The organism is Flexibacter flexilis DSM 6793, assembly GCF_900112255.1.
In the GTDB taxonomy this organism is placed as follows: domain Bacteria; phylum Bacteroidota; class Bacteroidia; order Cytophagales; family Flexibacteraceae; genus Flexibacter; species Flexibacter flexilis.
In genome coordinates this window covers 337,639-360,703 of record NZ_FOLE01000002.1, presented here as the reverse complement: position 1 = coordinate 360,703, position 23,065 = coordinate 337,639, and the positions used below count along the sequence as shown (strand labels likewise).

The 23,065-nt window shown below is 43.5% G+C and carries 18 protein-coding genes and 1 pseudogene; 14 read left to right on the top strand and 5 right to left on the bottom strand.

Annotation, left to right across the window (positions count from 1 at the left end):
* Positions 1–72: 72 nt before the first annotated feature.
* The 8 genes and pseudogenes from BM090_RS05370 (at position 73) to BM090_RS05335 (ending at position 10,658) form a co-directional block, all read left to right on the top strand.
* Positions 73–1,182 carry a phytase gene (locus BM090_RS05370; protein ID WP_091508715.1) on the top strand — a complete coding sequence of 370 codons (1,110 nt, stop codon included), beginning with the start codon at positions 73–75 and terminating at the stop codon, positions 1,180–1,182.
* A gap of 189 nt (positions 1,183–1,371) precedes the next feature.
* A pseudogene (locus BM090_RS05365) lies at positions 1,372–2,244 on the top strand (IS982 family transposase).
* Positions 2,245–2,339: 95 nt separating this feature from the next.
* Entirely contained in the window at positions 2,340–4,115 is a 1,776-nt protein-coding gene (locus BM090_RS05360) for a T9SS type A sorting domain-containing protein (protein ID WP_091508713.1), read from the top strand.
* A gap of 118 nt (positions 4,116–4,233) precedes the next feature.
* Entirely contained in the window at positions 4,234–6,036 is a 1,803-nt protein-coding gene (locus tag BM090_RS05355) for a T9SS type A sorting domain-containing protein (protein WP_091508710.1), read from the top strand.
* Positions 6,037–6,226: 190 nt separating this feature from the next.
* On the top strand, positions 6,227–9,076 hold the full coding sequence (locus BM090_RS05350) for a DUF4961 domain-containing protein (RefSeq protein WP_143083876.1): 2,850 nt from the start codon (positions 6,227–6,229) through the stop codon (positions 9,074–9,076).
* Between the two features lie 285 nt (positions 9,077–9,361).
* Positions 9,362–9,907 (top strand): SiaB family protein kinase, encoded by a 546-nt coding sequence (locus BM090_RS05345; protein ID WP_091508702.1) that lies wholly within the window; start codon positions 9,362–9,364, stop codon positions 9,905–9,907.
* Positions 9,908–9,994: 87 nt separating this feature from the next.
* Positions 9,995–10,402 carry a DUF1987 domain-containing protein gene (locus tag BM090_RS05340; protein ID WP_091508698.1) on the top strand — a complete coding sequence of 136 codons (408 nt, stop codon included), beginning with the start codon at positions 9,995–9,997 and terminating at the stop codon, positions 10,400–10,402.
* 37 nt (positions 10,403–10,439) lie between these two features.
* Positions 10,440–10,658 carry a hypothetical protein gene (locus tag BM090_RS05335; protein ID WP_091508695.1) on the top strand — a complete coding sequence of 73 codons (219 nt, stop codon included), beginning with the start codon at positions 10,440–10,442 and terminating at the stop codon, positions 10,656–10,658.
* A gap of 11 nt (positions 10,659–10,669) precedes the next feature.
* On the opposite strand, the gene BM090_RS05330 is transcribed toward BM090_RS05335, so the two are convergent.
* The 3 genes from BM090_RS05330 to folK form a co-directional block, all read right to left on the bottom strand.
* Positions 10,670–10,915 (bottom strand): hypothetical protein, encoded by a 246-nt coding sequence (locus BM090_RS05330; RefSeq protein ID WP_143083875.1) that lies wholly within the window; start codon positions 10,913–10,915, stop codon positions 10,670–10,672.
* Positions 10,916–10,993: 78 nt separating this feature from the next.
* Complete coding sequence (locus tag BM090_RS05325) at positions 10,994–12,088, bottom strand: glycosyltransferase (RefSeq protein ID WP_091508687.1); 1,095 nt, start codon at positions 12,086–12,088, stop codon at positions 10,994–10,996.
* An 11-nt stretch (positions 12,089–12,099) separates the two neighbouring features.
* Positions 12,100–12,603, bottom strand: a complete 504-nt coding sequence (folK, locus tag BM090_RS05320) for a 2-amino-4-hydroxy-6-hydroxymethyldihydropteridine diphosphokinase (RefSeq protein WP_091508684.1) — start codon at positions 12,601–12,603, stop codon at positions 12,100–12,102.
* 393 nt (positions 12,604–12,996) lie between these two features.
* Here folK and BM090_RS05315 point away from each other — a divergent pair, with 393 nt between their 5' ends.
* From BM090_RS05315 to BM090_RS05290, 6 genes are all read left to right on the top strand, one after another.
* Positions 12,997–14,451: a hypothetical protein gene (locus BM090_RS05315; protein WP_091508681.1), complete on the top strand. Its 1,455-nt coding sequence runs from the start codon at positions 12,997–12,999 to the stop codon at positions 14,449–14,451.
* 19 nt (positions 14,452–14,470) lie between these two features.
* Positions 14,471–15,349: a T9SS type A sorting domain-containing protein gene (locus BM090_RS05310; protein WP_091508678.1), complete on the top strand. Its 879-nt coding sequence runs from the start codon at positions 14,471–14,473 to the stop codon at positions 15,347–15,349.
* A gap of 267 nt (positions 15,350–15,616) precedes the next feature.
* Complete coding sequence (locus BM090_RS05305; protein WP_143083874.1) at positions 15,617–16,483, top strand: PorV/PorQ family protein; 867 nt, start codon at positions 15,617–15,619, stop codon at positions 16,481–16,483.
* Positions 16,480–18,597 (top strand): ComEA family DNA-binding protein, encoded by a 2,118-nt coding sequence (locus BM090_RS05300; RefSeq protein ID WP_091508673.1) that lies wholly within the window; start codon positions 16,480–16,482, stop codon positions 18,595–18,597. The genes BM090_RS05305 and BM090_RS05300 overlap by 4 nt, the downstream gene beginning before the upstream one ends.
* 91 nt (positions 18,598–18,688) lie before the next feature.
* Positions 18,689–19,291 (top strand): thymidine kinase, encoded by a 603-nt coding sequence (locus tag BM090_RS05295; protein WP_091508670.1) that lies wholly within the window; start codon positions 18,689–18,691, stop codon positions 19,289–19,291.
* Positions 19,292–19,357: 66 nt separating this feature from the next.
* The gene (locus BM090_RS05290) at positions 19,358–20,695 is read left to right on the top strand and encodes a glycosyltransferase family protein (protein ID WP_091508667.1); all 1,338 of its coding nucleotides are present in this window, start codon (positions 19,358–19,360) and stop codon (positions 20,693–20,695) included.
* A 75-nt stretch (positions 20,696–20,770) separates the two neighbouring features.
* Here BM090_RS05290 and BM090_RS05285 read toward each other — a convergent pair whose 3' ends face one another.
* Positions 20,771–21,157: a DUF4783 domain-containing protein gene (locus BM090_RS05285; RefSeq protein WP_091508663.1), complete on the bottom strand. Its 387-nt coding sequence runs from the start codon at positions 21,155–21,157 to the stop codon at positions 20,771–20,773.
* A gap of 152 nt (positions 21,158–21,309) precedes the next feature.
* Positions 21,310–22,896: a GAF domain-containing protein gene (locus BM090_RS05280; protein WP_091508660.1), complete on the bottom strand. Its 1,587-nt coding sequence runs from the start codon at positions 22,894–22,896 to the stop codon at positions 21,310–21,312.
* Positions 22,897–23,065: the final 169 nt, after the last annotated feature.

Genomic DNA, 23,065 nt, shown 5'->3' with positions numbered 1-23,065 from the left:
CCTAACCTAATAATCGTTCAATGGGTAGCTTGGTTTCACCTGAACCAAGCTACTTTTAAGCAAGTATAAAGAATGAAAATAACCAAAAAGACGGGAATCGCTTTATTGGCTTGGGCAATGGCCGCTTGCGGAAGCATGGACAACCAAACCCAACAAGCTACCCAAACACCCAAAAAAGATTCAGTAACCTCTAATGCAGCGGTTGCCCCTGTGTTTTCTTCCCAAACTGTAAAACACGATTCCGACGATCCTGCCATCTGGATTAACCCCAACAACCCTGCCGAAAGTCTTGTGTTGGGAACTGACAAAGACGAAGACGGCGCGTTGTATGTGTTTGATTTGCAAGGAAAAATAATTGAAAACAAAGTCGTGCGCGGCCTCAAACGCCCCAATAACGTGGACATTGAATATGGCCTCATGCTCAATGGCAAACCAACCGATATTGCAGTCGTAACCGAACGCATCACACACAAAATTCGCGTGTATAGCCTGCCCGATATGCGTGCTGTGGATAATGGCGGTCTGGATATGTTTGTCGGAGAGCAAGGCGCGGAATTCCGCGACCTCATGGGCATTACGTTGTACAAACGCCCTAAAGACAAGGCTATTTTTGCGATTGTTGGCCGAAAAACGGGCCCTGCCGACGGCTATTTGTGGCAATATTTGTTGCAAGACGACGGCAAAGGCGCAGTCAAAGCAACACTTGTTCGTAAGTTTGGTAAGTATAGCCAAAAGAAAGAAATTGAGGCTATCGCCGCCGACGATGCACTGGGTTACATCTATTATTCCGACGAAACTTTTGGCGTGCGCAAATACTACGCCGACCCCGACAAAGGCAATCAGGAATTGGCCGTATTTGCTACTTCTGGCGTTAAAAATGACCATGAAGGCATTTCAATTTATGCCCTCAACGATTCTACGGGCTATATTTTGTTGTCAGACCAACAGGCAAACCAGTTTCATGTTTTCCCCAGAGAGGGCAGCAAAACTAATCCGCATCAACATGATTTACTTAAAATCGTGAAAGTTTCTACCTCCGAAAGCGACGGTTCGGACGTGTGCAGCACGCCGCTCAATAGCGTTTTCAAACATGGGTTATTCGTGGCCATGTCCGACAACAAAACCTTTCAGTTTTACCGTTGGGAGGACATCGCGGGGAAAGAATTGAAAGCCGCGCAATAAGTTTCAGTAAAACAAACATAATGTAACAAAAAGACGTGTTGTCATCGCTGGCAACACGTCTTTTTGCTGGGGGGAAATCAAAGTAATAATCCTTTCATTTAATAGGTAAAACCCGTAGTGCATTATGAAAAAAGTTGCCCATTTTACTCATAGTAAGTATATTGTATTGACTACGAATCAAATACAATTATGGGCAACCTTGAGGGATTTATGAAATAATTCTTAATGAATTGCGTAAAATTTCAACATCTGATAATTTATACTTTAAACCCAGAAAACCTAAACTCTCTGATATTGAGCTGATTAGTCTGATTATTTTAGCAGAGTTTAAATCTTTAGATTCTGAATACCAGTTATTTAGAGAAATACAAAATTGGGAAATAGCCACTAAAATTGAACGCAGTGTTTACAATCGACGAAAGCGAAAACTATTCTTTTTTATTGAGCAAATCAGGCTAAAATTAGTCCAACAACTCCAAGCATTTGAGTCCTATTTTGTGGTAGATAGTATGCCTTTGGAAGTCTGTAAAATGGCTCGTAGTGCTGCCAGTAAAATCTGTAAAGAAACACCTTACGCCCAGCCTGACCATGGATATTGTGCCAGCCATCGCCTCTCTTATTACGGTTATAAACTTCATGCTGTTTGTTCTATACAAGGCGTATTTCAATGCTTTGATTTAGCTCCTGCCAGTGTGCATGATATTCATTATTTGCAAGATATAAAATCACAATTATCTGCTACTTGCCGACAAAGGCTATCTTTCCCAATCCAAGAAAATGGAACTACTAAAGCAAGCTAATATCCGATTAGAAACGCCTCAAAGAAGGAATCAAAAAGACTATAAATCTTGGTTTGCATTATTTAAAAAAGCTCGAAGAAGAATTGAAACTTTGTTTGCTCAATTGGGTGACCAATTTATGATTAGAAGAAATTATGTAAAAACTTTTCAGGGGTTTAAAACCAGAATTTTAGCCAAAATTACTGCCCTTACTACCATTCTATATCTCAACAAATTTCTTTTCAAACGCAATATCAACAAGCTCAAAATTAATATAGTCTGATAATGCACTACGCGTATTTAATATATTTAAAAATATTTTGGATTAATAATAAATGATGGGTTGTTTTGTAATAATTTATTATTAATCCTTAACCGATGCGCAAACTGTGCTTGCTACTACTCTTCGGCCTCGTGGCCATCATTTCTCGTGCCCAAACACCCCAAAATGCAACAGTGCTTGGCTTTGACAGGCTAATTTACACGGACAGTTTACCACACAGCTCCACGCGCACTTATTACGTGGCCGCCGACATTACTTTGAGTGGAAATATTCGTTTACAAAATGTGCGTTTTTTGCTCAAAAGCAACTTTCGACGCAATCAAATAGCTGATTTACAGTATAATAAAAATATACACAAGGCTGGTGGCACGGCCTATGGCACGAACATACAACTTTGCGGAGCAAATGTAATACTGCAAAATTGTATGCTTACTGCCGCCGATTCGGGGATGTGGGGCGGCTTGTATGTGGCCGATAGCAGCAGTGTTTTGCAGCTAAACGGCTGCCGCATTTCCGACAGTTACCACGGAATTGTACAACTTACTGAAAGCTGCTTGAAAGTCGAAAACTCAACTTTCCGAAACAATTATGTGAGTTTGCAACTCGCTGGCCGCCACGACACACTCCGCCACAACAACTTTAGTAGCCGCCCTTCGGCCATGAAAATGCCTTTGGATTCGGTGAGCCTTGACGAGCATTTTATTAGTCAAATGCACCTGAAAAACACCGACGGTCAAGAATTGTATTTATTATCTAAACAATTTGAAAATAATTTGTTTGATAAGGCCGTAGTCAGTATGTTTGTAACAGAAAAACACAAAATAAACATCAAACATTGCGTTTTTGGTAACTGCGAAGTGTCTAGTATTTATGTCAGAAACGGCGAATTAAATGTTATTCAAAGTGATTTTAACCTAAAAGAAATGAAAAACAGTAGCTTTGGCAGTCGGCAACTGCCTTTTAAAATCCCCGCCGCAGGGCAATGTTTTGGGATGATTTCCGAACACGGGCAAAGTGATTTGAGTGGTGTAAATATGACCGAAACAGACAGCCAACATATTGGTTATTATGGTTTTAATGGCGATATAAATGCCGTTGAGTCTGAATTTGTTGGGCTAAAAACAGGCATCCTTTTAGAAGGTACAAAAGGTTCTTATACCATTAACAATGTGGTCTTTACCAACAACCTCACAGGTATTCATATCAACCGCACAGATGCCAGCAATGTGAGTTTGGGTATTCGCTGCAACGACTTTGTAAGTACGACCAGCCTTGCCCGCACAGGTATCCGTTTGCAAGGGAATATGGCTGTAAATTTTGATGGCTTTAATTCCATCTTAGGCGGTTGCGATGCTACGGGCAACACCCCTAACGGCAATGAGGTGCGTAACCTGAGGTCTCATAGTAATCTTGTTTTGCCCACGAACTTTACCTTTATCAATAGCTCTTTAGCTTCGAATATTGAGTACAGAAGATATAAAAATGAGAATGTAAAGGATGTAAGCAATAGCTTGTCTATTTCTTTTCTATCGTGTGAAATAGATGGCATTAATGAAACCTGTCGCACAGCAGCTGGTATTCTAAATCGCCAAGCGGCACCATCAGTACAGGCTACTTTGGGGAACAATGCCCCTAACCCTGCTACCCACGAAACGCAAATAGGCTACACACTACCCGAAGAGGCAGTAGGCAAAGCCCAAATCGTAGTCTATGCACCCGTTTCGGGCAAGGCGGTCTTTACCCAAACTTTGCAAGAAACCGAAGGCAACGTAACCGTAAACCTAAGCCGTTTGGCCTCAGGTATTTATCCGTATGTGCTATTGCTGGACGGCAAAGTAGTCCAAAGCCGTAAATTAGCGGTGATTAAATAATTTCATTCAAAACCAACGACTCAACCCCACCCGACCTCCTCACTGGGGAGTGGTACTTGAAGTCCTCCCTTCGGGGAGGATTTAGGTGGGGTTGTTTTGTTTTAATCTTCACCATCTCATGAAAAAACTAATCCTTCTTTTCTTACTGCTCTGTGGCTATGTATTTAGCTATGGGCAAGGCACATTGGTCTGGGAAAATACCTACCCTTTGCCAAGCTCTCAAGTTATTCGTACGGCCACATTAAGCCCGAACAAACGTTTTTGGGTAGGCGTTTCAGACTATGCCTATTGTCTTAACCCAACTACCAATACCTATACTCGTACTACAGAAATATTAGCCTTTAAAGACAGTAACGGGGATACGCTTTGGCACCAAAATTTTGTAAATTATTATCAGGAATCAGAAGGTTGGGGCATAGCTCCAGCCCCTAATGGTAATTTTTGGGCAATCGTTGTTTTTGAACATGGAGCATCATCGGCGAATAATCGGGGTTTGGGTGTATTTTTAGTAGATAGCTTGGGTCAAATCTTGGAGCACCGCGAATTTATGAAGGGCTGTAACTATTTGTTTGGCAGTGCCGTACATCCTATGTCAGATGGAGGGTTTGTGCTGGTAGGCCATGTTCAGTTAGTGCTTAGTAATTGCCAAGACGTTGATATGATGGCCATGCGCATAGATGGTTCGGGCAATTTGGTATGGCAGCAAATCTACACAATGCCGACGAATCAGACCTTAATCTCGTCTGGCCTGTACCCCAACAACCGTGTGTGTATCAGTTACTGGGACGGTTATTACGAAAATACTCGTATGATGTTTATAGATGTCCCCAGTGGGGTAATTATGCAGCAAAAAGCACCCGTGCTCCTTGCTGATTTAAAGGCTGTTCGTACATGGCCATTGCGTGATGGCGGTTTTATTTTTCATGGAGGGATAGATACCTCCAGTACAAGTAGCCATTATTTGCCGTATATAGCGCGCACGGATGCAAATTTTAATATACTATGGTCTCGCTTGGATAGTAATGCGGTGGTAGGCTCTGACTATTTACGTGCCATTGAAGCGCGGGATACGTCTGTGATTATGATGGGCAGTACCCGAGAACCTACGAATATAGCTGTAACTTATCCTTTTATGGCGAAAGTAAATTTGATTACAGGCCAAGAACTTTGGCGTAAATATTTATCTGATTCTGCTTTAAGTGCCACCTATAAATTAGCTTACAAAATAAACGATTTGATAGTAACCGAGAATAATGATTTGATGGTAGTAGGAGCTGCGCCACGTTTACCTTATGTATTTGCTCAGCCAGGCGACTATTACATGGCCAAATACACAGGTGTAGCGGATTTCTTGCAGCCTTCCGATTATTGTTCGGATAGTTTGCAAGCCAACTTTACAGGTTCTTGGGTGGGGGATACTTTGCAGCTCTATAACACTTCCAATTCGGGCATGGCCATGCAGGATAGCGTAGATTGCCAATGGCTGATTGGCGGCAGTACGGTAAGTATCGACACGGCCATCAATATGCAGATTAGCCCTTCGGCGCACCCTAACGGCCTTCGTGTTACGCTGGTGATTACGAACTTTTGGGGCTGCAAGGATACGCTCACAGCGATTGTTACGCCGCAAGGCATCGTAGGCAACAAGCCTGTACAGAAAGGCGTGTTTGTGGGAGAGGTTTACCCGAACCCAGCGAGCAATAGCGTAAGTGTAAACTACGGTTTGCCTTCAGCTTGTAAGTCGGCGGTGGTACGCATGAGCGAAGTCGGGACAGGCAAAGTATTGATAGAACAAGAAATGTCCCTCACAGGCAATATGTTGCGCCTGAACACTGCGCCATTGGCGGCAGGAATGTATGTGTTGCAAGTGTATGCTGACGGTGCGCCGCTTGGCGTGCGGAAAGTGTCGGTAGTGAAGTAGTAGAGATTTTGATTAGTATTTTCAACTAAACGTCGTGGTGCTTTATGGAGAAGTGTCACGACGTTTTTGTTTGAATGTGGTCTGATTTTGATAGAAAAATCACTATTTTGTCCAAATTAGCATTCTTGCTATCAAGTTTGTAGTTTTGGCGCAATATAAAATCACTGTCAAACAACAAACCAAATTAAAAATGAAAATTATTAACAAGCTTAAATGCTTAGGCCTTGCACTCGCTGGGCTGATGGCTGCGCCCGCTTCGGCGCAAGTGATTACGTGGTCGCCACTTTTCCCGACTATCAACGATTCGCTCACCGTAACTTTTGACGCAACCAAAGGCAATCAGGGACTTGTAAACACTTCGCCTGTGTATGTGCATACGGGTGTAGTAACTGGCGGCCCCAACGCGACGGGTTGGTCTTTGGTACAAGGTACGTGGGGTGTAGCGGCTGATAGCGTCCTGATGACACCCATCGGAAACAACAAGCATCGCATCAAATTCCACATCAAAAATTATTATGGTATTACCAACCAAACTGTTTACCGCTTAGCTTTTGTATTTCGCAATGCCAGTGGTTCGGCTACGGGCAAAACTGACCAAAACGGCGATATTTTTATGCCGATTTATCAGGCTGGCCAGTTTGGGGCGGCTTTGTCCATGCCTCTCAACAATGGCGGCTCAATGCTTGTAAACAGTGGCGATGTGGTGTCTGTAAAAGGCGTTGCTTCTAAAAAGGCAGGCACAACACTTTCGTTACTTGTAAACGGTGCACAAGTGGCGCAAACGGTTGATTCTGTAATAAATTATTCGTTGCCAACGGCGACAGGCTCGGCAGTAAAAAAGGTAAAACTCATCGGAACAAATGGCACAACCAGCGTAGCCGATTCGTTTACGTGTGTGGTACACAAACCCGCAACGATAGCCGCTTTGCCAGCAGGTGCAAAGCCCAACGGTGTAACGTATTTGAGCAATAACTCCGCGATTCTGAGCCTTTATGCTCCGCTCAAAAGTTTTGTGTATGTGTTGGGCGAATTTAATAACTGGCAAATAGATACGGCCTATTACATGAACGTAACGCCCGACGGAAAACGCTATTGGTTACAAATCAACAACTTAAATGCGGGACAAGAATACGCCTACCAATATTTGATAGACAATCAGCTCAAAGTGGCCGACGCGTACAGCGAGAAAATTCTTGATCCGTACAACGACCAATACATTACTTCCACGACTTATCCAGCCCTCAAAGCCTACCCCGTGGGCAAGACGACAGGCGTAGTTAGTATTTTACAAACTGCCCAAACGCCTTACACTTGGACAAGCAACAATTTTACGCGCCCTGCCAAAACGGATATTGTGGCGTATGAGCTGCATATCCGCGACTTTGTGGCCAGCCGCCGTTACAAAACCGTGATGGATTCGCTGCCGTATTTGCAAAAATTGGGCATCAATACCATTGAGCTAATGCCCGTGATGGAGTTTGAAGGCAACGATAGTTGGGGTTATAACCCAATGTTCCACATGGCTCCCGACAAAGCCTATGGCACCAAAAAAGATTTGCAAATGCTCATAGACGAATGCCATAAACGTGGTATTGCGGTGGTGTTGGACATGGTGCTGAATCATGCTTTCGGGATGAGCCCAATGGTGCAAATGTACTGGGATGCCAGCCAAAACAAACCCGCAACCAACAGCCCTTGGTTTAACCCTGATGCCAAACACCCTTTGAATGTGGGTTACGATTTTAACCACGAAAGTACCGATACTAAAAAATATGTGGCTGATGTGTTAAAATATTGGTTGTCAGAGTACAAAGTAGATGGTTTCCGTTTCGATTTGTCGAAAGGTTTTACGCAAAACTATACGTCTGATATGGGGGCATGGGGCAATTATGACCAATCCCGTATCAACATCCTGAAAGCTATTTATGATACAATTCAAATTGCCTCCCCGAATGCTTACGTGATTATGGAGCATTTTGCTAACAATAGCGAAGAAACCGTTTTGGCGAATTATGGCATGATGCTTTGGGGCAATGCTAACTACAATTTCAATGAATCTACGATGGGTTGGTTGGCCAATTCGGGATTTGATTGGCTTTCGTACAAATCGCGCGGTTGGCAGCAACCAAATGTTTTTGGCTACATGGAAAGCCACGACGAAGAGCGTTTGATGTACAAAAATATCTTGTACGGTAATTCTACTAACGCAAACCATGACGTAAAAACGCTTAATGTGGCACTTTCGCGTCAGGAATTGGCTGCCGTATTTTTCCTTTCTGTTCCCGGCCCAAAAATGATTTGGCAATTTGGGGAATTGGGTTACGACCAATCAATTAACCGTTGCGGTAATGGTACGATTTCGGAAAACTGCCGCACAGATGCCAAGCCGATTTTGTGGAGTTATTTGCAAAATGCTAACCGCAAAAAACTCTACGATGTGTATGGTTATGTGAACCGATTGCGTGTGCAAGAGCCTGCTTTTGAGACTTCTAACTATACGCTTAATGTTGGTAACAACGTAGCCGTAAAACAAATTACTTTGCAAGGCACTAACGGAAATAATGTGTTGGTAATCGGTAATTTTGATGTGACGGCCAAGCAAGTATCGCCAAGCTTCCCAGTTACGGGCAAATGGTACGACTTCTTTTCGGGCGATAGCATCACGGTAAATTCGGGCTATTCGGCTACTTACCAACCTGCCGAATACCATATTTATTCTACCAAAAAAATGCAAAAAACCGCGGCAATTACGGGCATTGCCGATGAGGTAGCACAGTCGGCTAAAGGCGTAGTCGTGTATCCGAATCCCGCCGAAGGGCAAGTGAACATTGCTTACGCGCTCAATAGCCGCCAAGCTGTTCGCGCCGAGATTTACAATGCTTTGGGACAAAAAGTAACGACTTTGTTTGATGGCGTGCAGTCGGAAGGTTTGCAAACTTTGATTTGGAATGAAGCCGCTGCCATGCCGACGGGTACATACTTCTGCCGCCTCACTGTGGCAGGCCGCACAGTAACCCAACGCTTGGTTTTGAACCAATAATTTTATTAAGTTTTACTTAAAATAGTTGTTTTGATGCAAATTAAATTTGTTGTCAGAGCAACTATTTTTTTGCGTATAGCTAATTTTTGTAGGATAAAACTCATTTTTTTTCATAAAAATAAAACAAAAAAAAGACGATTTCTTTTTGTTATTAAGTCGTTTGTATAAAGTTATTACATCGGAACTTTTATAAATCCAATTATTGTTGTACCTTTGTACACGTATCCTATACGCCTAACCTACAAACAACTTTAAACTTGTATTATACCCATCTTCAGTACATTGATGTTAGATGTTCACAAACATTATGATTTATTGAGCGATAATAATGTGATGCTATCGTATCGTGGTCGAATAAACGGCGACCTCATCACTTCGCTTTTGCAATTCGCTGAGGCCAAATTTAGCGAACTGCAAACGGCACCGACTATCCGAAAGAAAGTCTTGAATATCCTCATTGAATCGTTACAAAATATATTTCATCATGGCCGCAATCCTATGGGGGACACCAACTGCCCCGACGATTCGTCTTTGCTGATGATAACGCATGAGCCAGACGGTTACCTGATCATTACAGGCAACCATCTGACGGCAAATAAAGCACAAGCCCTCAAACTTCGTTTGGATAGAATCAATGCCATGAGCAAAGAAGAACTCAGCGAAAATTATAGACATATACTCACGCACAAGGAAAAAACGCCTGAAACGGCAGGGGCAGGCATTGGTATGATTGACATTGCGCGACGGTCGGGCAGAAAAATAGAATATAGTCTGCGCCCCGTAGCTGATGACTATTATTTCTTTTGCATGCAGATAAAAATAGCCGAATAATTTTTGGATAAAATTAAGTAATTTGCTGCCGTTTTACAACCTACTCCATAGAGCCTTTAACTTATCAAAGAAACACATATTTATTATATGCAAACGCTTATCATAGAGCCTTCCGCCAAATCTCCCAAAGTAAATTTTGACCAACAAACAGGTGTATTGGAACTTTTCGGCAAGTCCATTCCCGAAAACGCACACGATTTGTATATGCCTCTGTTGCAGTGGTTGGATGAATACGTACAGATGCCAGCTCCTAATACCGTTTTTTTGTTTAAATTATCGTACTTTAATTCTAGCTCAACGGAGTATATTCTCGAAATAATGAAGCGATTGGAGACCATGCACGGCAAAGGCCACCGCGTGGAGGTGAAATGGTTTCATGACCAAGACGACGAAGATATGGAACAAGTGGGCGCGGATTTTCGCATGATGCTTCAGTTGCCAATTGATATGGTCGTGAACGAAGACGACGAAGACGAGCTGCCAGCACGTTGGTAATCAGTTAGTTGTTTGTTCTGCTTAAAATGTTTTTTTGATGAAAAAATATACACACTTGTTGCTTTCTTTTCTGATAATCGGTTTGGCTGCCTCCTGCTCCAACAAATCGTATCCTTGCCCCGACAATGGTGGAGATATGCAAATCAGTACCAAACGCGGGGACGGCGTGGGCAAACTCAAAACCAGCAGTACGGGGATGGACAAAAATGGTTTGCTCAAAAAACGCAAAAAGTACAGCCATTCAGGAATGAATTAATTCGCTGATTATCAGTTTTTTTCTAAAATTTTTTGTTTAATAGTGCTCGTTGGCGTTTCGGGAATGCGGTCGGTAAGCCATTCGTCGAGTCCTGCACCTGGGGGAAGGTCTATAATCGGCAAATTGTCGTCGCCAAAACCTCCGCCGCCATCGTCGCCGCCGTCTGGTGGCAACTTTCCTCTACGCGAAAGCTTTAGGAGCAACCAAAGTAGCCCTATCATACTCAAGGTCGTGATTAGTAAGTAATGAAAGAACATAGTATAAAAACAACTTGGTTAAAAGGGAAACAACAGCAGTAAATATACTATAAAACGCACTAAATCACGAACAAGTTTTTAGCTTTTTCCCAACACTTTTTCCCAAATTCCCAACAAAGTTTTTTGCTCGTTTTCCCAACAAAGTTCTTTTTGCGCCAATCGGGCATTTTCAGCCATTTTTTGGTAATAATTTTCGTCTTGCAGTAGCTTTTGGGTACTGGCCACGATGTCGGTCACACGCAATTCCACCAACTCAGCTACTTTGTAACGTTGGTTAATAAGCTGATATTCAGGAAAATTGCTGGTAATCTGCGGAATGCCTGCGTGTATGTAATCAAAAAATTTGTTGGCCAACGAATAATAATAACTCTGGCTTTTATTATCCAAAAGCAAATAACCGATGCGGGCTTTGGTCGTGAGTTGGTGTAAATCCTGCGGCTTCACATATCCCCAAAACTTCACTTTGTGCGCCACGCCTTGCGCTACGGCTTGGGCTTTTAGGGCTTCCAAAATGTCGCCATCGCCGCATACATACAGCTCATAATCAATTTGTTGCATGGCTTCAATGAGTTGTTCCAAGCCGCGCCCAGCATTGACCGCCCCAATATAAATCAAATACGATTTGTCGGGTGTGGGTGCAGGCTCTACGGCTAAAGGCGTGCCAATGTTACGCACCAAACCGAAAGGGATATGTAATTGATTTTCAAATATTTTGGCTAAAGATTCGCTCACCGTGTAGGCAGCATCTACACGCGGCACGAAGCGTTTTTCTATCCATTCCCAAAGGCGTTGGGTGCGCGGGCGGCCTATGAGTTCGGGTACTTGCGTGAAATATTCGTGCGCATCAAACAGCGTTTTTTTGCCTTTGAGCTTGCCCACCAGCACGGCAGGCGCGATGGTATCGAGGTCTATGCCGCAAACAGCCTCAAATTTTTGCCCCAAAAGCCAAAAAAACAGCCTGATATTGTATTCGATATAAAAAAATTTGCCCTTCTCCCAAAAGCATTTGAGCCGCCGCGTGTGGTACGGAAAATCGGGTAGAGGAGACGATGTTTTTTTGAGCCGCCCCACCAACCAAACCTCATAGCCTGCCGCGTGTAGCGTGGCACAAATGCGTTGCATACGTTGGTCGTAGCTGATGTCGGTGGTTACGGTCAGGATTATTTTTTTCAAGATAAAATATTTTAAATCAACAATTTAAATGTTTCTACGGCAGACGTGTCGGCGCACAGTTGCAACAGTTCGGCTTGGGATTTGTGCCAAATCGGGTGTATAAAATCGGGACTAATTTCGGCCAAAGGCACTAACACAAAGCGGCGTTCGTGGGCGCGTGGGTGCGGCAAGGTGAGGTTTGGGGTTTCCAAACAAAAATCTTGGGCATAAATCAAGTCGATGTCGATGGTGCGTTCGTGCCAACGCTGATGACGCTCGCGGCCAAGTTGCTGCTCAATGTGCAAGGCCGCTTGCATGGCTTGCTGTGGCGGCAAAGCCGACCGCGTGATAATGGCTTGGTTCAGAAAGTCGGGTTGGTCGGTGTAGCCCCAAGCCTGTGTTTGGTAAATGCCCGAAGTCTGGAGAATTTGCCCGATTTGCTCGGCCATCAGCGCACGTGCACGCGCCAAATAGTCGAGCCTGTCGCTCAAGTTTCCGCCAATAAGCCAATGATAATCAGTTGTTTGTTGTGTCATTTTGTTTGCTAAAAACTGCCCTGTAATGCTGCCGCTGCCCCGCAAAGTTATGCAATATGCAATACAGTATTCTATCGGCTGCTCGATTAAAAAAAAGGCTATATCTGAGTGTTGTTATTTTGTTCGCGTTTTGTATATTTGCTGTATATAGTACGATTGCCTTCTAAAACATCTTTCAACGGCCTTTTATTTTCCTCGTTTGGTTTGCTAAGAATCAAGTGAGCGTGTGTACATTCATTTTTAATCAACCTTATCTCACTTTAATATGAACAATAATTCTCTTGGCTATCCGTGAGATGGCTTGTTCGTATGTAGCTTCCTAAGTTACTACTTTCTGTTAACCAACAACTTTTTTGTCGTTGGGCTAAGAGCCGTTTTTAATAAGTATCTCACATGAAAAAACTATTACTGATATTATTAAGCATTCTGTTACATCAGGTATTGTATTCTCAATCGGTATTGTGGGAGAAGAAATATAATATTTATTATATGGACTACGCTGATGCGATAGTTCCGATGCCTCAATCCTCAAATTATCTGTTTACAGGTTCATTGTGCAAATTCGGCATAGATTGTGGTTATCGAGGCTTGTATGTAGGGAAATTGTTGTCGAATGGGGATACGGCATGGGTCAAGAATTTGAATATAATTACCTCCGAAGCAGCCTCGATTACGCAGGATAGAGATGGTCTTCATTATTGGATAGTAGCACAGGAACGTGCATTTGATTACCAGCAGCATTTGTTGAAGCTGGATAGCAATGGGGTGGTGTTAGCACATTATACACACACGTATATGGTGGGCAATAATGGGAATGTTGTTTCCAATTGTAGGGGGAAGAGTATGAGCAATGGAGATTTGTTAGTGGTGGGTCAGACGACGTTTAGCAGCACCCCTAACATGGCATGGGATGCGTATGTGGGTCGTTATAGGGGCAATGGAGATTTGGTATGGGCCAAGTCATTTAATTTGGGCTATTACACAGAGGGCTATTATGTGGAGGGTATGGCGAATGGTCATTATTGGGTATCAGGTAGTGTGAATAGTTCGATATGGGGCATGGAGTTGGATACGAGTGGTAATGTGATACGGCAGCATATTTTTTACACTCGCCCGACGTATGCGAAGATATACAATGCGTATGTTCAGCAACTTCCGAATCAGAAGTATTTGGTGATAGGGGGTTCTGTTTGGACAAATCCAGTAAGGCGTTATGTAGGCTTATATGATAGTAATTATAATTTGGTATGGCAGCAACCCGAACAAGTGGGTAATTGTTTTCCTGCATACATTACCAGTGATACTTCGATTGTCTTAGGAGCGGGAATGATGGTGAATAATGTATATAATACTACTTTAACGAAATACAAACAGAATGGTAGTGTATTGTGGTCAACGAATTTTACTGGGGGAGCATACCCGCAAACGAAGACAATATCTTCTATCGCCTTCACAGGGGATGGCGATGCGGTTTTTGCGGGTTATATAGATAGCCCGAATCCAGCAGCATTTGATTTATATTTTATGAAAGTGGGCGGAATTGGCTTGCCGTATTTGCCAGAGACGGATAGTAGTTGGTTGGTTGGTACAAAAGATATAATAGCAAAAGCTCCGCCTATAAATCTATGGCCTAATCCTGCCGCATCAGTAGTAAATGTAAGTGTTCCGTACGCTGGAGGGGTTTTCGTCTTACGAGATATAGTAGGCCGTGAGCAAAAACGAGTAGTTTTCTCCGAAAATCATATTTTGGTTTCTGTGGCAGGTCTGGCAACTGGTGTTTATGCCGCAGAGTGGCAGCGTCCAGACGGCACACTCATAAACCGCAAAAAACTTATTATTAATTTCTAAACATTTAACTATTCAAACCATGAAAAAACTCTTATTCTTCCTTGCTTTTAGCTTGTTTATCAGCGATACTTTCGCTCAAGGGGTATTTTATAATGATTTTGATTATTCATTTATGTTACAAATACACCGAGATACTATCAGCAACCCCAATTGTATATGGCAAATTGGGAAACCGAATAAAACCATTTTTACAGAAGATTGGCATGAAAGAGGATTGGTTACAGATTCCCTTAACCCAGTCCCCGCCAATGATACTTCTACTTTTTACTTTGGTCATGCCCGAAATCATGGTGGGCCATATGGATATGATTTGCTTTTTGATTATAAATTAGATGGAGATTCTACGGACTATGGAAAAATAGAAGTATCCCCTGATGGCGGTGCGCATTGGGTAGATGTACTCGCAGAAGACACTACTTATTCTATTTATTGGCTTTATAATAAACCATCGTTAAAAGGTAGTACAGAGGACTGGAACACTTTTGAAATGAATTTAACGGCATGGGATATGAGTAGCAATATGCCCATCTCTCTTAATACCGATAGCATCTTGTTCAGGTTCACTTACATTACAGACAATGGAACTACGCCACATGACGGCTGGTTAATTGATAACATAATTATTTATGATCGTCTTTCCGCAGTATCGCCTCGCCAAAACAATCACCTCATTTCTGTATTCCCCAATCCCGTAGCCAACCAGTTACGAATCAATAGCAAAAGCAACAAATCACAAGCCAACGTGCAGATTACTAACATCATGGGGGAAATTGTCTATGAAAATCCTTTTTTTGTAGGCGATTTTATTGATACACGCCAGTTCCCGAATGGTTTGTATTTGCTCCAATATTCGGACGGGGACAATATTGCCACCCAAAAGTTTGTAGTCAGTCATTAAAAATATTTCAAACCTAAGCGTTTTTCAAAACCAATGAGGTTTGGCGCAACGCCAAAGCACAAGGTTCGACTCTCATACGAGTTAAATCTTGTGCTTTTTTTGATTAAATAACTGTATTTCAGTAGCGTAAATGCCTATTGTGGCCAGAAATGATATTGTATATTATGCAATTGTTTTCCAAAGAATAAGAAAAAGGCGGCATGGCGTGTGTAAGCCGAAAATTATTACATTTGCCTGAATGCTTTGATTTCAAAACTACACGGATTGGTGAAAAAATTTCTACAACTATTGGGTTTGGGTGTGCTGCTGCACACTTCGGCACAGGCTGGCCACGACAACGCTCCGATTGGCGCACGCGCTATCGGCATGGGCAACGCTTCGGTTACGCTGCGCGATTCTTGGTCTATGTTCAATAACATTGGCGGTTTGGCTGGCGTAAAGCAAAAAGAAGTAGGTGTTTTTGTGGGAAATAAATTTAATAACAAATCATTTACGACTGTGGCTGCAGGCTTTGCCGCGCCGCTTCGCGAAAACAAAAACGGCGTGATTGCCGTCAATGTGCAGCGTTTCGGGGACGATTTGTTGAGTCAAAGCCGCGCAGGAATCGGATACGGCCATCAAATCGCGGGCGTTTCCTTAGGGATTCAGGTGGATTATTTGCAAACTTCCGTGTCCGAAATCGGCAGCAAAGGCGTGTTCGGAATTCAGTTTGGCGGTGTGGCCGAAATTACGCCCGAATTGCTCATTGGCGCACATATTTTCAATGTTACGCAAGCCAAAATCGCTGATTATCAGAACGAACGCCTCCCAACCGTGATGAAGGCAGGTTTGTCGTACAGGCCAACTAAAACGTTGATGCTCAACATCGAAACAGAAAAAGACATCGACTACAAAGCACGTGTAAAAGCGGGTGTAGAATACGAAATCGTGAAGAAAGTGTATTTGCGCACGGGCATCAACACCAACAATTTTTCTAACTTTTTTGGAATAGGCGTAAAACAAAGCCTTTTTGACTTTGACTATGCCGCCACCACGCACACCAAATTGGGTTGGTCGCACGCTTTTTCGTTGAGCTACAAATTTTTGTCGCGTAAAACATCTGCCAAACCTTCAAATCCTTCCGCTGATTTATGATAAAAAAATACAGTTTTATCGGTTTGTTGGCATTGGGCTTATCGCTTCAAAATCAGGTGTTTGGGCAAGAATATCCGCGCCAAGAAATAGAACTTGACCGTTTTGTCGAAAACCTATTTCAGTTGCAAGACGCATCGGCCAACTACGAGGATATGTACGAATCATTGTTGTTGCTTTATACCAATCCCCTGAACCTCAACACCGCCGACCGCGAAGACTTGGCCTCGCTCTACGTGCTTTCGGAGGCGCAAATCAACGGCATACTCACGTATCGCGCCAAATACGGCAGTTTTTTGTCTGTGTATGAGTTGCAGGTTGTGCCAGAAATGGACATGAACACGATTTATAACCTCATGCCGTTTACCTATGTGCGTGATGATGGTTTTGCTTCCGACGGTCGTCCGCTTTGGCAGCGTATCCGAACCGAAAAAAATAACACACTGATTGTCAGATATTCACGTTCTTTGGAAAACCAAAAAGGCTACACGCCCGCCGACAGCAATTCGCAAGGCCAACCGAATCAGCGTTATTTGGGCGGCCAAAATAAATGGTTTGCGCGTTATCGCATCAATCACCCGAAAGATTTTAGTTTGGGTTTTACGATGGAAAAAGACGCAGGCGAGCAGTTCACTTGGAATCCCGACAAAAAACAATACGGTTTTGACTTTATGTCGGCGCATCTTTTTTTGGAAAATAAAGGTCGTTGGAAAAAAATTGCGATAGGCGACTACCAAGTACAATTCGGACAAGGGCTTGTGCTTTCGGCAGGTTTTGCCGTCGGCAAAGGCGCGGAAACTGTCGGGACGGTGCGCCGTAGTAACTTGGGTATCAAGCCGTTTACTTCGGTGCTGGAAGGGACATTTTTCAGAGGTGCGGCCGCTACTTACAACATTGGCCGCGTAGATGTAACGGCTTTTCTTTCCCATAAAAAAGTAGATGGAAGCGTCCAAACGGCCACCGATACCATCGACAACGACAACGTAGAAAATTATATCAGTAGCGTAAATATTACGGGTTTTCATCGTACGGCAAGCGAATTAGCCAAAAAACATACCACTACCGAAGACATCGCAGGCGCAAATGCCATTTATCGCAGCAAAGACCGCAATTTGGAACTGGGCGTTTTGGCGACGGGTATGCGTTATAGCGTGCCTTTGCAGCGCGATGCCACGTCCTACAATCAATTTGCTTTTTCGGGCAAACAGAATAGCAATGCCAGCGTGGCGGGTTCGTACAACTGGCAAAATTTTAACTTTTTTGGAGAAGCGGCCATTTCGGAAAGTGGCGGCAAAGGTGTTGTAACTGGCTTTATGTCAAGTCTTTCGCCCAAAGCCGAAATGTCGATGGTGTATCGCAACTATTCCCGCGATTATCACGCGCTTTATTCCAACGCTTTCGGCGAGGCTACGGCCAACACCAACGAACAAGGCGTTTATTGGGGCTTGAAATTGCGCCCAATCAAAAAATGGACATTGGCCGTGTATTACGACCGTTTCAAATTCCCTTGGCTTTCGTATCAGGCCGACGCGCCAGCCGAAGGCAACGAATATTTGGCGCGCCTCACGTATCAGCCATCGCGCAGCATCACGATTTTTGGGCAGTTCCGCAGCGAAACCAAAGGCCGCAACCTGACCAGCAACGACACGCGCATCGATTATTTAGTGCCGACTACACGCCGCAATTATGCCATTAATTTGGATTACAAAGCTCCTGAATACATTAGTTTCAAGACCAGAGTACAATGGAGCGACTGGGAGCAAGAAGGCCGTCCGCGCACGCAGGGCTACGCCATTATTCAGGACATTACAGTAAAGCCAACTTCGCGCCTCGACGTGAGTGTACGCATGGCTATTTTCCAAACAGACGACTACAACAACCGCCAATACGCTTACGAGAAAAACGTATTGTACGCTTTTGCGATTCCTGCCTATTACGGACGAGGCACAAGAGCTTATCTGTTAGCCAATTACGGCATTACGCGCCGCTTAGAAATGTGGTTGCGCATTGCCCGCACGCACTACCGCGACGTAAATACGGTGGGTTCGGGTCTGGAACAAAAACAAGGCAACAAGGACACGGATTTGGTGGTGCAGTTGCGCTATAAGTTTGGTTAAAAGTCTTCAAAATTTGCTGCTAACCCTTCGTTTTTCCGCGAAGGGTTCGTTAATATTGCCCCCTCAATTGATTTAACCAACCAAGAATTTCATGTTTATAGAACCGCATTTTGGTACGCCTCGCACGGGCGCAAATGGCTGGATTGAAGTAGTTTGCGGCTCGATGTTTTCGGGAAAAACTGAGGAGTTGATACGTCGGCTTAACCGCGCCGCCATCGCCAAACAGAGAGTAGAAATCTTCAAACCTGCGTTGGATACGCGTTACCATGTCGAAAATATCGTTTCGCACAACGACAATTTTATTTCTTCTACGCCTGTGGCCAATGCTACCGATATTTTGGAAAAAATAGGCAATTGCCAAGTGGTCGGCATCGACGAAGCGCAATTTTTTGGGGAAGAATTGCTGGACGTGTGCGTTACGCTGGCCAACAATGGCGTTCGGGTGATTGTGGCAGGCTTGGACATGGACTTTATGGGCAAACCTTTCGGGCAAATGCCTGCGCTTATGGCTGTGGCTGAGTTTGTTACGAAAGTACACGCGATTTGTGTGCAGTGCGGCGGTGTGGCTTCGTATTCGTATCGTTTGGTAGAATCCAAAGAAAAATTCTTGTTGGGCGAAACGCAAATTTATGAGGCGCGTTGCAGACATTGTTTTGTAGCTGGCCAAAAAGAACACACTGAGCATCAGGCTTGAATAGCTGATTGTTAGGTTTTTATTTTGAAAATATATTGCTAAAAAATAATTCTTTCTTGCATCATCATGGCGACATCATCTCCGACACAACAGGCAACTAAAAAAGTTTTGATTTTGGCGTATTACTGGCCACCAAGTGGCGGTTCGGGCGTGCAACGTTGGTTGAAATTTGTCAAATATTTGCGTGTGTATGGCTGGGAACCTGTGGTCATTACGCCCAAACATGGCACTGCTCCGTACTATGACGATACACTTTTGCGCGATGTGCCTGAAGGCGTAAAAGTCTATAAAACAGACACTTTTGAGCCGTTTGAGTTGTACAATCGCCTGCAAGGAAAGAAAAAAGATGCGCCGATTCCTGTCGGGACGGTGGGCATCAAAGACCCCAAAACCATTTTTCAGAAAGTAGCCAATTATATCCGTGCCAATCTGTTTATTCCTGATGCGCGGCGCGGTTGGCGCAAATACGCCGTAGAAGCCGCCAAACAAGCCATTGCCGAAAATCCCGAAATCTGTGTGATGGCCACCACTGGGCCGCCGCATAGTGTGCATTTGGCGGGGCTGGACATCAAAAAAATGTCGGGCTTGCCGTGGGTTGCCGACCTGCGCGACCCTTGGACGAATATTTTTTATAACAAAGAATTACCACGCACGGAAAGCACCAAACGCCGCGATAAAGCCTTAGAAGACAGTGTTTTGAAGGCGGCAGATGTGGTTACGGTTACCTCGTGGGGCACGGGGCAAGAATTTGAAAACCGCGCACGCGAAATCCAAGTTATTTTTAATGGCTTTGATGAAGATGATATTTATACGGGTGCGCTTGCGCCTGCCGATTATTTCCGCTTGGCGCACGTAGGCAACTTTTTCCCGTTTTACGACAGCCCAGGACTTTGGCAGGCTATCGCCGAACTTACGCGCGAAAACGCCGATTTTGCCCGCTATTTCCGATTGAGTTTTACGGGTGTAACCGATGCCGTGATTTTGCAAAAACTCTACGATGCGGGTTTGCGCGAGTGGGTGGAAAATAACGCGCCAGTGCCGCACCACGAAGCTACCCGAAAGATGTTTGAAGCGGCGATGCTTTTGTTCGTGATACCGAACGACGGCAGCAAAGGCGTAATTGCGGGCAAAACGTTTGAGTATTTGGCTTCGGGCACGTCGATTCTGACCGTAGGCGACCCACAAGCCAACGTAAGCCAGATTCTGACCGAACAGAAACGTTTGGCGGTGATAGATTATAACGATACGCTAGCGTTGAAAGCGGCTTTGTTACAGACGTTTGAAGCGTGGCTTTCGGGCGGACGCATCACCCGAAAATTTCCTGACAGCGTAACGGGTAGCCCGTACAGCCGCAAGGCACTGACGGGGCGTTTGGCCGCGATTTTTGATAGAATAAAAAAATAACGATACACAAAAAAACTCCCGACTAAGACTTAGGCGGGAGTTTTTTGTGTGTAGGATTTATAAAATAGATTTCAATTATTCTTTGCTAAAATCGAGCGTATCAATGACATAGTGCCCTTTGATTTGCTTTATAACAAAATACACCCTAAACGAGCCTTTGTCGGAAGTGTATTTGCCGATGGCGTATTTTAAACCTTCTTTTGATGCGCCTTGATGAATATAAGCAAAATCAACAGGTGGGTATTTTTTGAAGAAATCTTTGAGAACAAATTCTACTTGCGTGCGGCTGTAATTGGCTTTTTGGCCGTCTATGCCCACTTCTGCACCATCGTTAAGGATTCGGCTAAGTTCTTTTGCTCCACCGCTTTTGATGGCTGTACGGGCACTTTCCACCACTTCGTCTTGGGCCATTGCCCCAAACGATACCAATAAACTAAGCAATAATCCGATTAAAATTTTCATTGTTAAATTTCAGTTGGTTCAGTTAAAACACTACCAAAACTGTGCCATATTTTTTTGAAGCATAGCAACAGTGTTTTTTGTGTATGTTTTTTTAGTAAGACTACTCAAATGTAAATAAAATACCTAAACAACAAACAAGACTAAAGCGATATTTAATATAATCTGCGGCGTTCCATTTCTTCTTGTGTAGCCTGCAACTCTTCCATTTGTTGGCGCATTTCCTCTTCTTGCATACGCATTTGTTCGGCCAGTTCCTGCGACTCACGAAGGAGTTTTTGGGTATGTTCGGCAGTTTTCACAGAGGTAAGTGTAGCGGCAATGCTTTCCATTACCTTCTTCAAAAACTCTATTTGATATGGCTCAAATTTTTTGAATGAAGCAAGTTCTATCACGCCGTTTATTTGATCGTTGAGCTTGATGGGTATAAGCACAATACTACTTGGGTTGGCTTCGCCCAAACCAGAAGTTACTTGCACATAATCGTTCGGCACTTTGGTCATGTACACCACTTCGCCTTCCAGAAATGCCTGTCCCACAAGGCCTTGTCCGATTCCTATGGTTTTATCAATAAATTTCTTTTTATCGTAAGCGTAATAGGCTTGAAGCTCAAGTACCTGTTCGCCGTAGTTGTTTTCACCTAACACAAACATAGAGCCTTGCACCACATTCAGGTAATTAACGAGTCGGCGGGTTACTTCATTGCAGAGGGTTTCGATATTGTCAGAATTGTTACGCAAGATTTCGGCAAAAAGGGCGTATCCTTCGTTTGACCAGTTACGAACTTGGTCGGCCTGCGCCACTTGGCTCAAACTCTCACGCATTTGTGCCAACGACGAACCCAGATCGCCTTCGTTGTTAAATACCTTGATGTCCGATTGAAAATTGCCTTTTCCTACTTCTTCCGCAAAATGTTTTATTTCTTTTAGATTGGTAGTCAGTATGTTAAATTCATAAATAAGACTGTTTAATTCGTCTCTGGCTGGCGGTATTTCGTCGGGTAAATTGCCTAAAGCTAGATTGCGAAGTTCGTATTTGAGAAAGCGAATGCGAGCAATCACTGTTTCTACAATATAAATACCAATGAAAAGCGCGAAAACAAAAGCAATCAAAAACATGATGATAATGGTTACTACCAGATTGTTTTTTTGTTTTTCAATACTCTTAAATGCTGATTGTTGGTATTGTACCAATTGTTGCCGCAGTTGGGAGGCTTGTTCTGCTAAAATATCCAGATGAGAGGCTACTTGTTTTACTTTGGCTGTTTGGTCGGTGTTGGTCGTCTGCAAAATCCCAATAAAAACGTTAAGAGAGCGTTGGTAATTTTCTAATTGACTGGCTACTTTGTCGCTTTCCCATTTGGCCGAAAGCGCAGCCAAAGAGTCTGCCGAAGGTTTTATTTGCTGTTTAATGATTTCTATGCTTTTGTTCTGATAGGAAATATCGCTGGTCAGGGCAAAAGTTTGCATCATGCTGGCCGCACGCGCTGCGCCATCCGAAATACGTCCTAAATACTGGTGTGCAGGCGGAATACTGGCCATTAACGGTTCGTTTACACCAATGGAATTGCTCCACAGCCAATTATTCGTAACAAGCATAATAAAAGCCAAAACGGACATAGACAGACAGCCCATTGTCAATTTGCCCTGAATGGTTCTATTGTTTATCTGCATATAATACGAAATCCCTTTTTTTACCGATGGTTGCCCATCTTTTCGGGAACGGTGCTTAACTTTGGCCATACATACAAATTATTTTCATACAAAAATCCAAACTAAAACAAGAGCGCGTAAAGAGTGCCTAAATTCTTTACAATTCTTACAAATATAAATTTTGCTTTTGTTATTTTCAATAAGCCACTAATAAATACTAAATTTTGACCAAATAAAATTTTAATCTTTATTTTTTTGT

Coding starts and splice junctions, on each gene's coding strand:
- BM090_RS05350 (WP_143083876.1), top strand. CDS start 6,227: ATGAAAATTATTAACAAGCTTAAATGCTTAGGCCTTGCACTCGCTGGG.
- BM090_RS05285 (WP_091508663.1), bottom strand. CDS start 21,157: ATGAAAATTTTAATCGGATTATTGCTTAGTTTATTGGTATCGTTTGGG.
- folK (WP_091508684.1), bottom strand. CDS start 12,603: ATGACACAACAAACAACTGATTATCATTGGCTTATTGGCGGAAACTTG.
- BM090_RS05290 (WP_091508667.1), top strand. CDS start 19,358: ATGGCGACATCATCTCCGACACAACAGGCAACTAAAAAAGTTTTGATT.
- BM090_RS05310 (WP_091508678.1), top strand. CDS start 14,471: ATGAAAAAACTCTTATTCTTCCTTGCTTTTAGCTTGTTTATCAGCGAT.
- BM090_RS05370 (WP_091508715.1), top strand. CDS start 73: ATGAAAATAACCAAAAAGACGGGAATCGCTTTATTGGCTTGGGCAATG.
- BM090_RS05330 (WP_143083875.1), bottom strand. CDS start 10,915: ATGTTCTTTCATTACTTACTAATCACGACCTTGAGTATGATAGGGCTA.
- BM090_RS05315 (WP_091508681.1), top strand. CDS start 12,997: ATGAAAAAACTATTACTGATATTATTAAGCATTCTGTTACATCAGGTA.
- BM090_RS05280 (WP_091508660.1), bottom strand. CDS start 22,896: ATGGCCAAAGTTAAGCACCGTTCCCGAAAAGATGGGCAACCATCGGTA.
- BM090_RS05335 (WP_091508695.1), top strand. CDS start 10,440: ATGAAAAAATATACACACTTGTTGCTTTCTTTTCTGATAATCGGTTTG.
- BM090_RS05295 (WP_091508670.1), top strand. CDS start 18,689: ATGTTTATAGAACCGCATTTTGGTACGCCTCGCACGGGCGCAAATGGC.
- BM090_RS05340 (WP_091508698.1), top strand. CDS start 9,995: ATGCAAACGCTTATCATAGAGCCTTCCGCCAAATCTCCCAAAGTAAAT.
- BM090_RS05360 (WP_091508713.1), top strand. CDS start 2,340: ATGCGCAAACTGTGCTTGCTACTACTCTTCGGCCTCGTGGCCATCATT.
- BM090_RS05355 (WP_091508710.1), top strand. CDS start 4,234: ATGAAAAAACTAATCCTTCTTTTCTTACTGCTCTGTGGCTATGTATTT.
- BM090_RS05345 (WP_091508702.1), top strand. CDS start 9,362: ATGTTAGATGTTCACAAACATTATGATTTATTGAGCGATAATAATGTG.
- BM090_RS05300 (WP_091508673.1), top strand. CDS start 16,480: ATGATAAAAAAATACAGTTTTATCGGTTTGTTGGCATTGGGCTTATCG.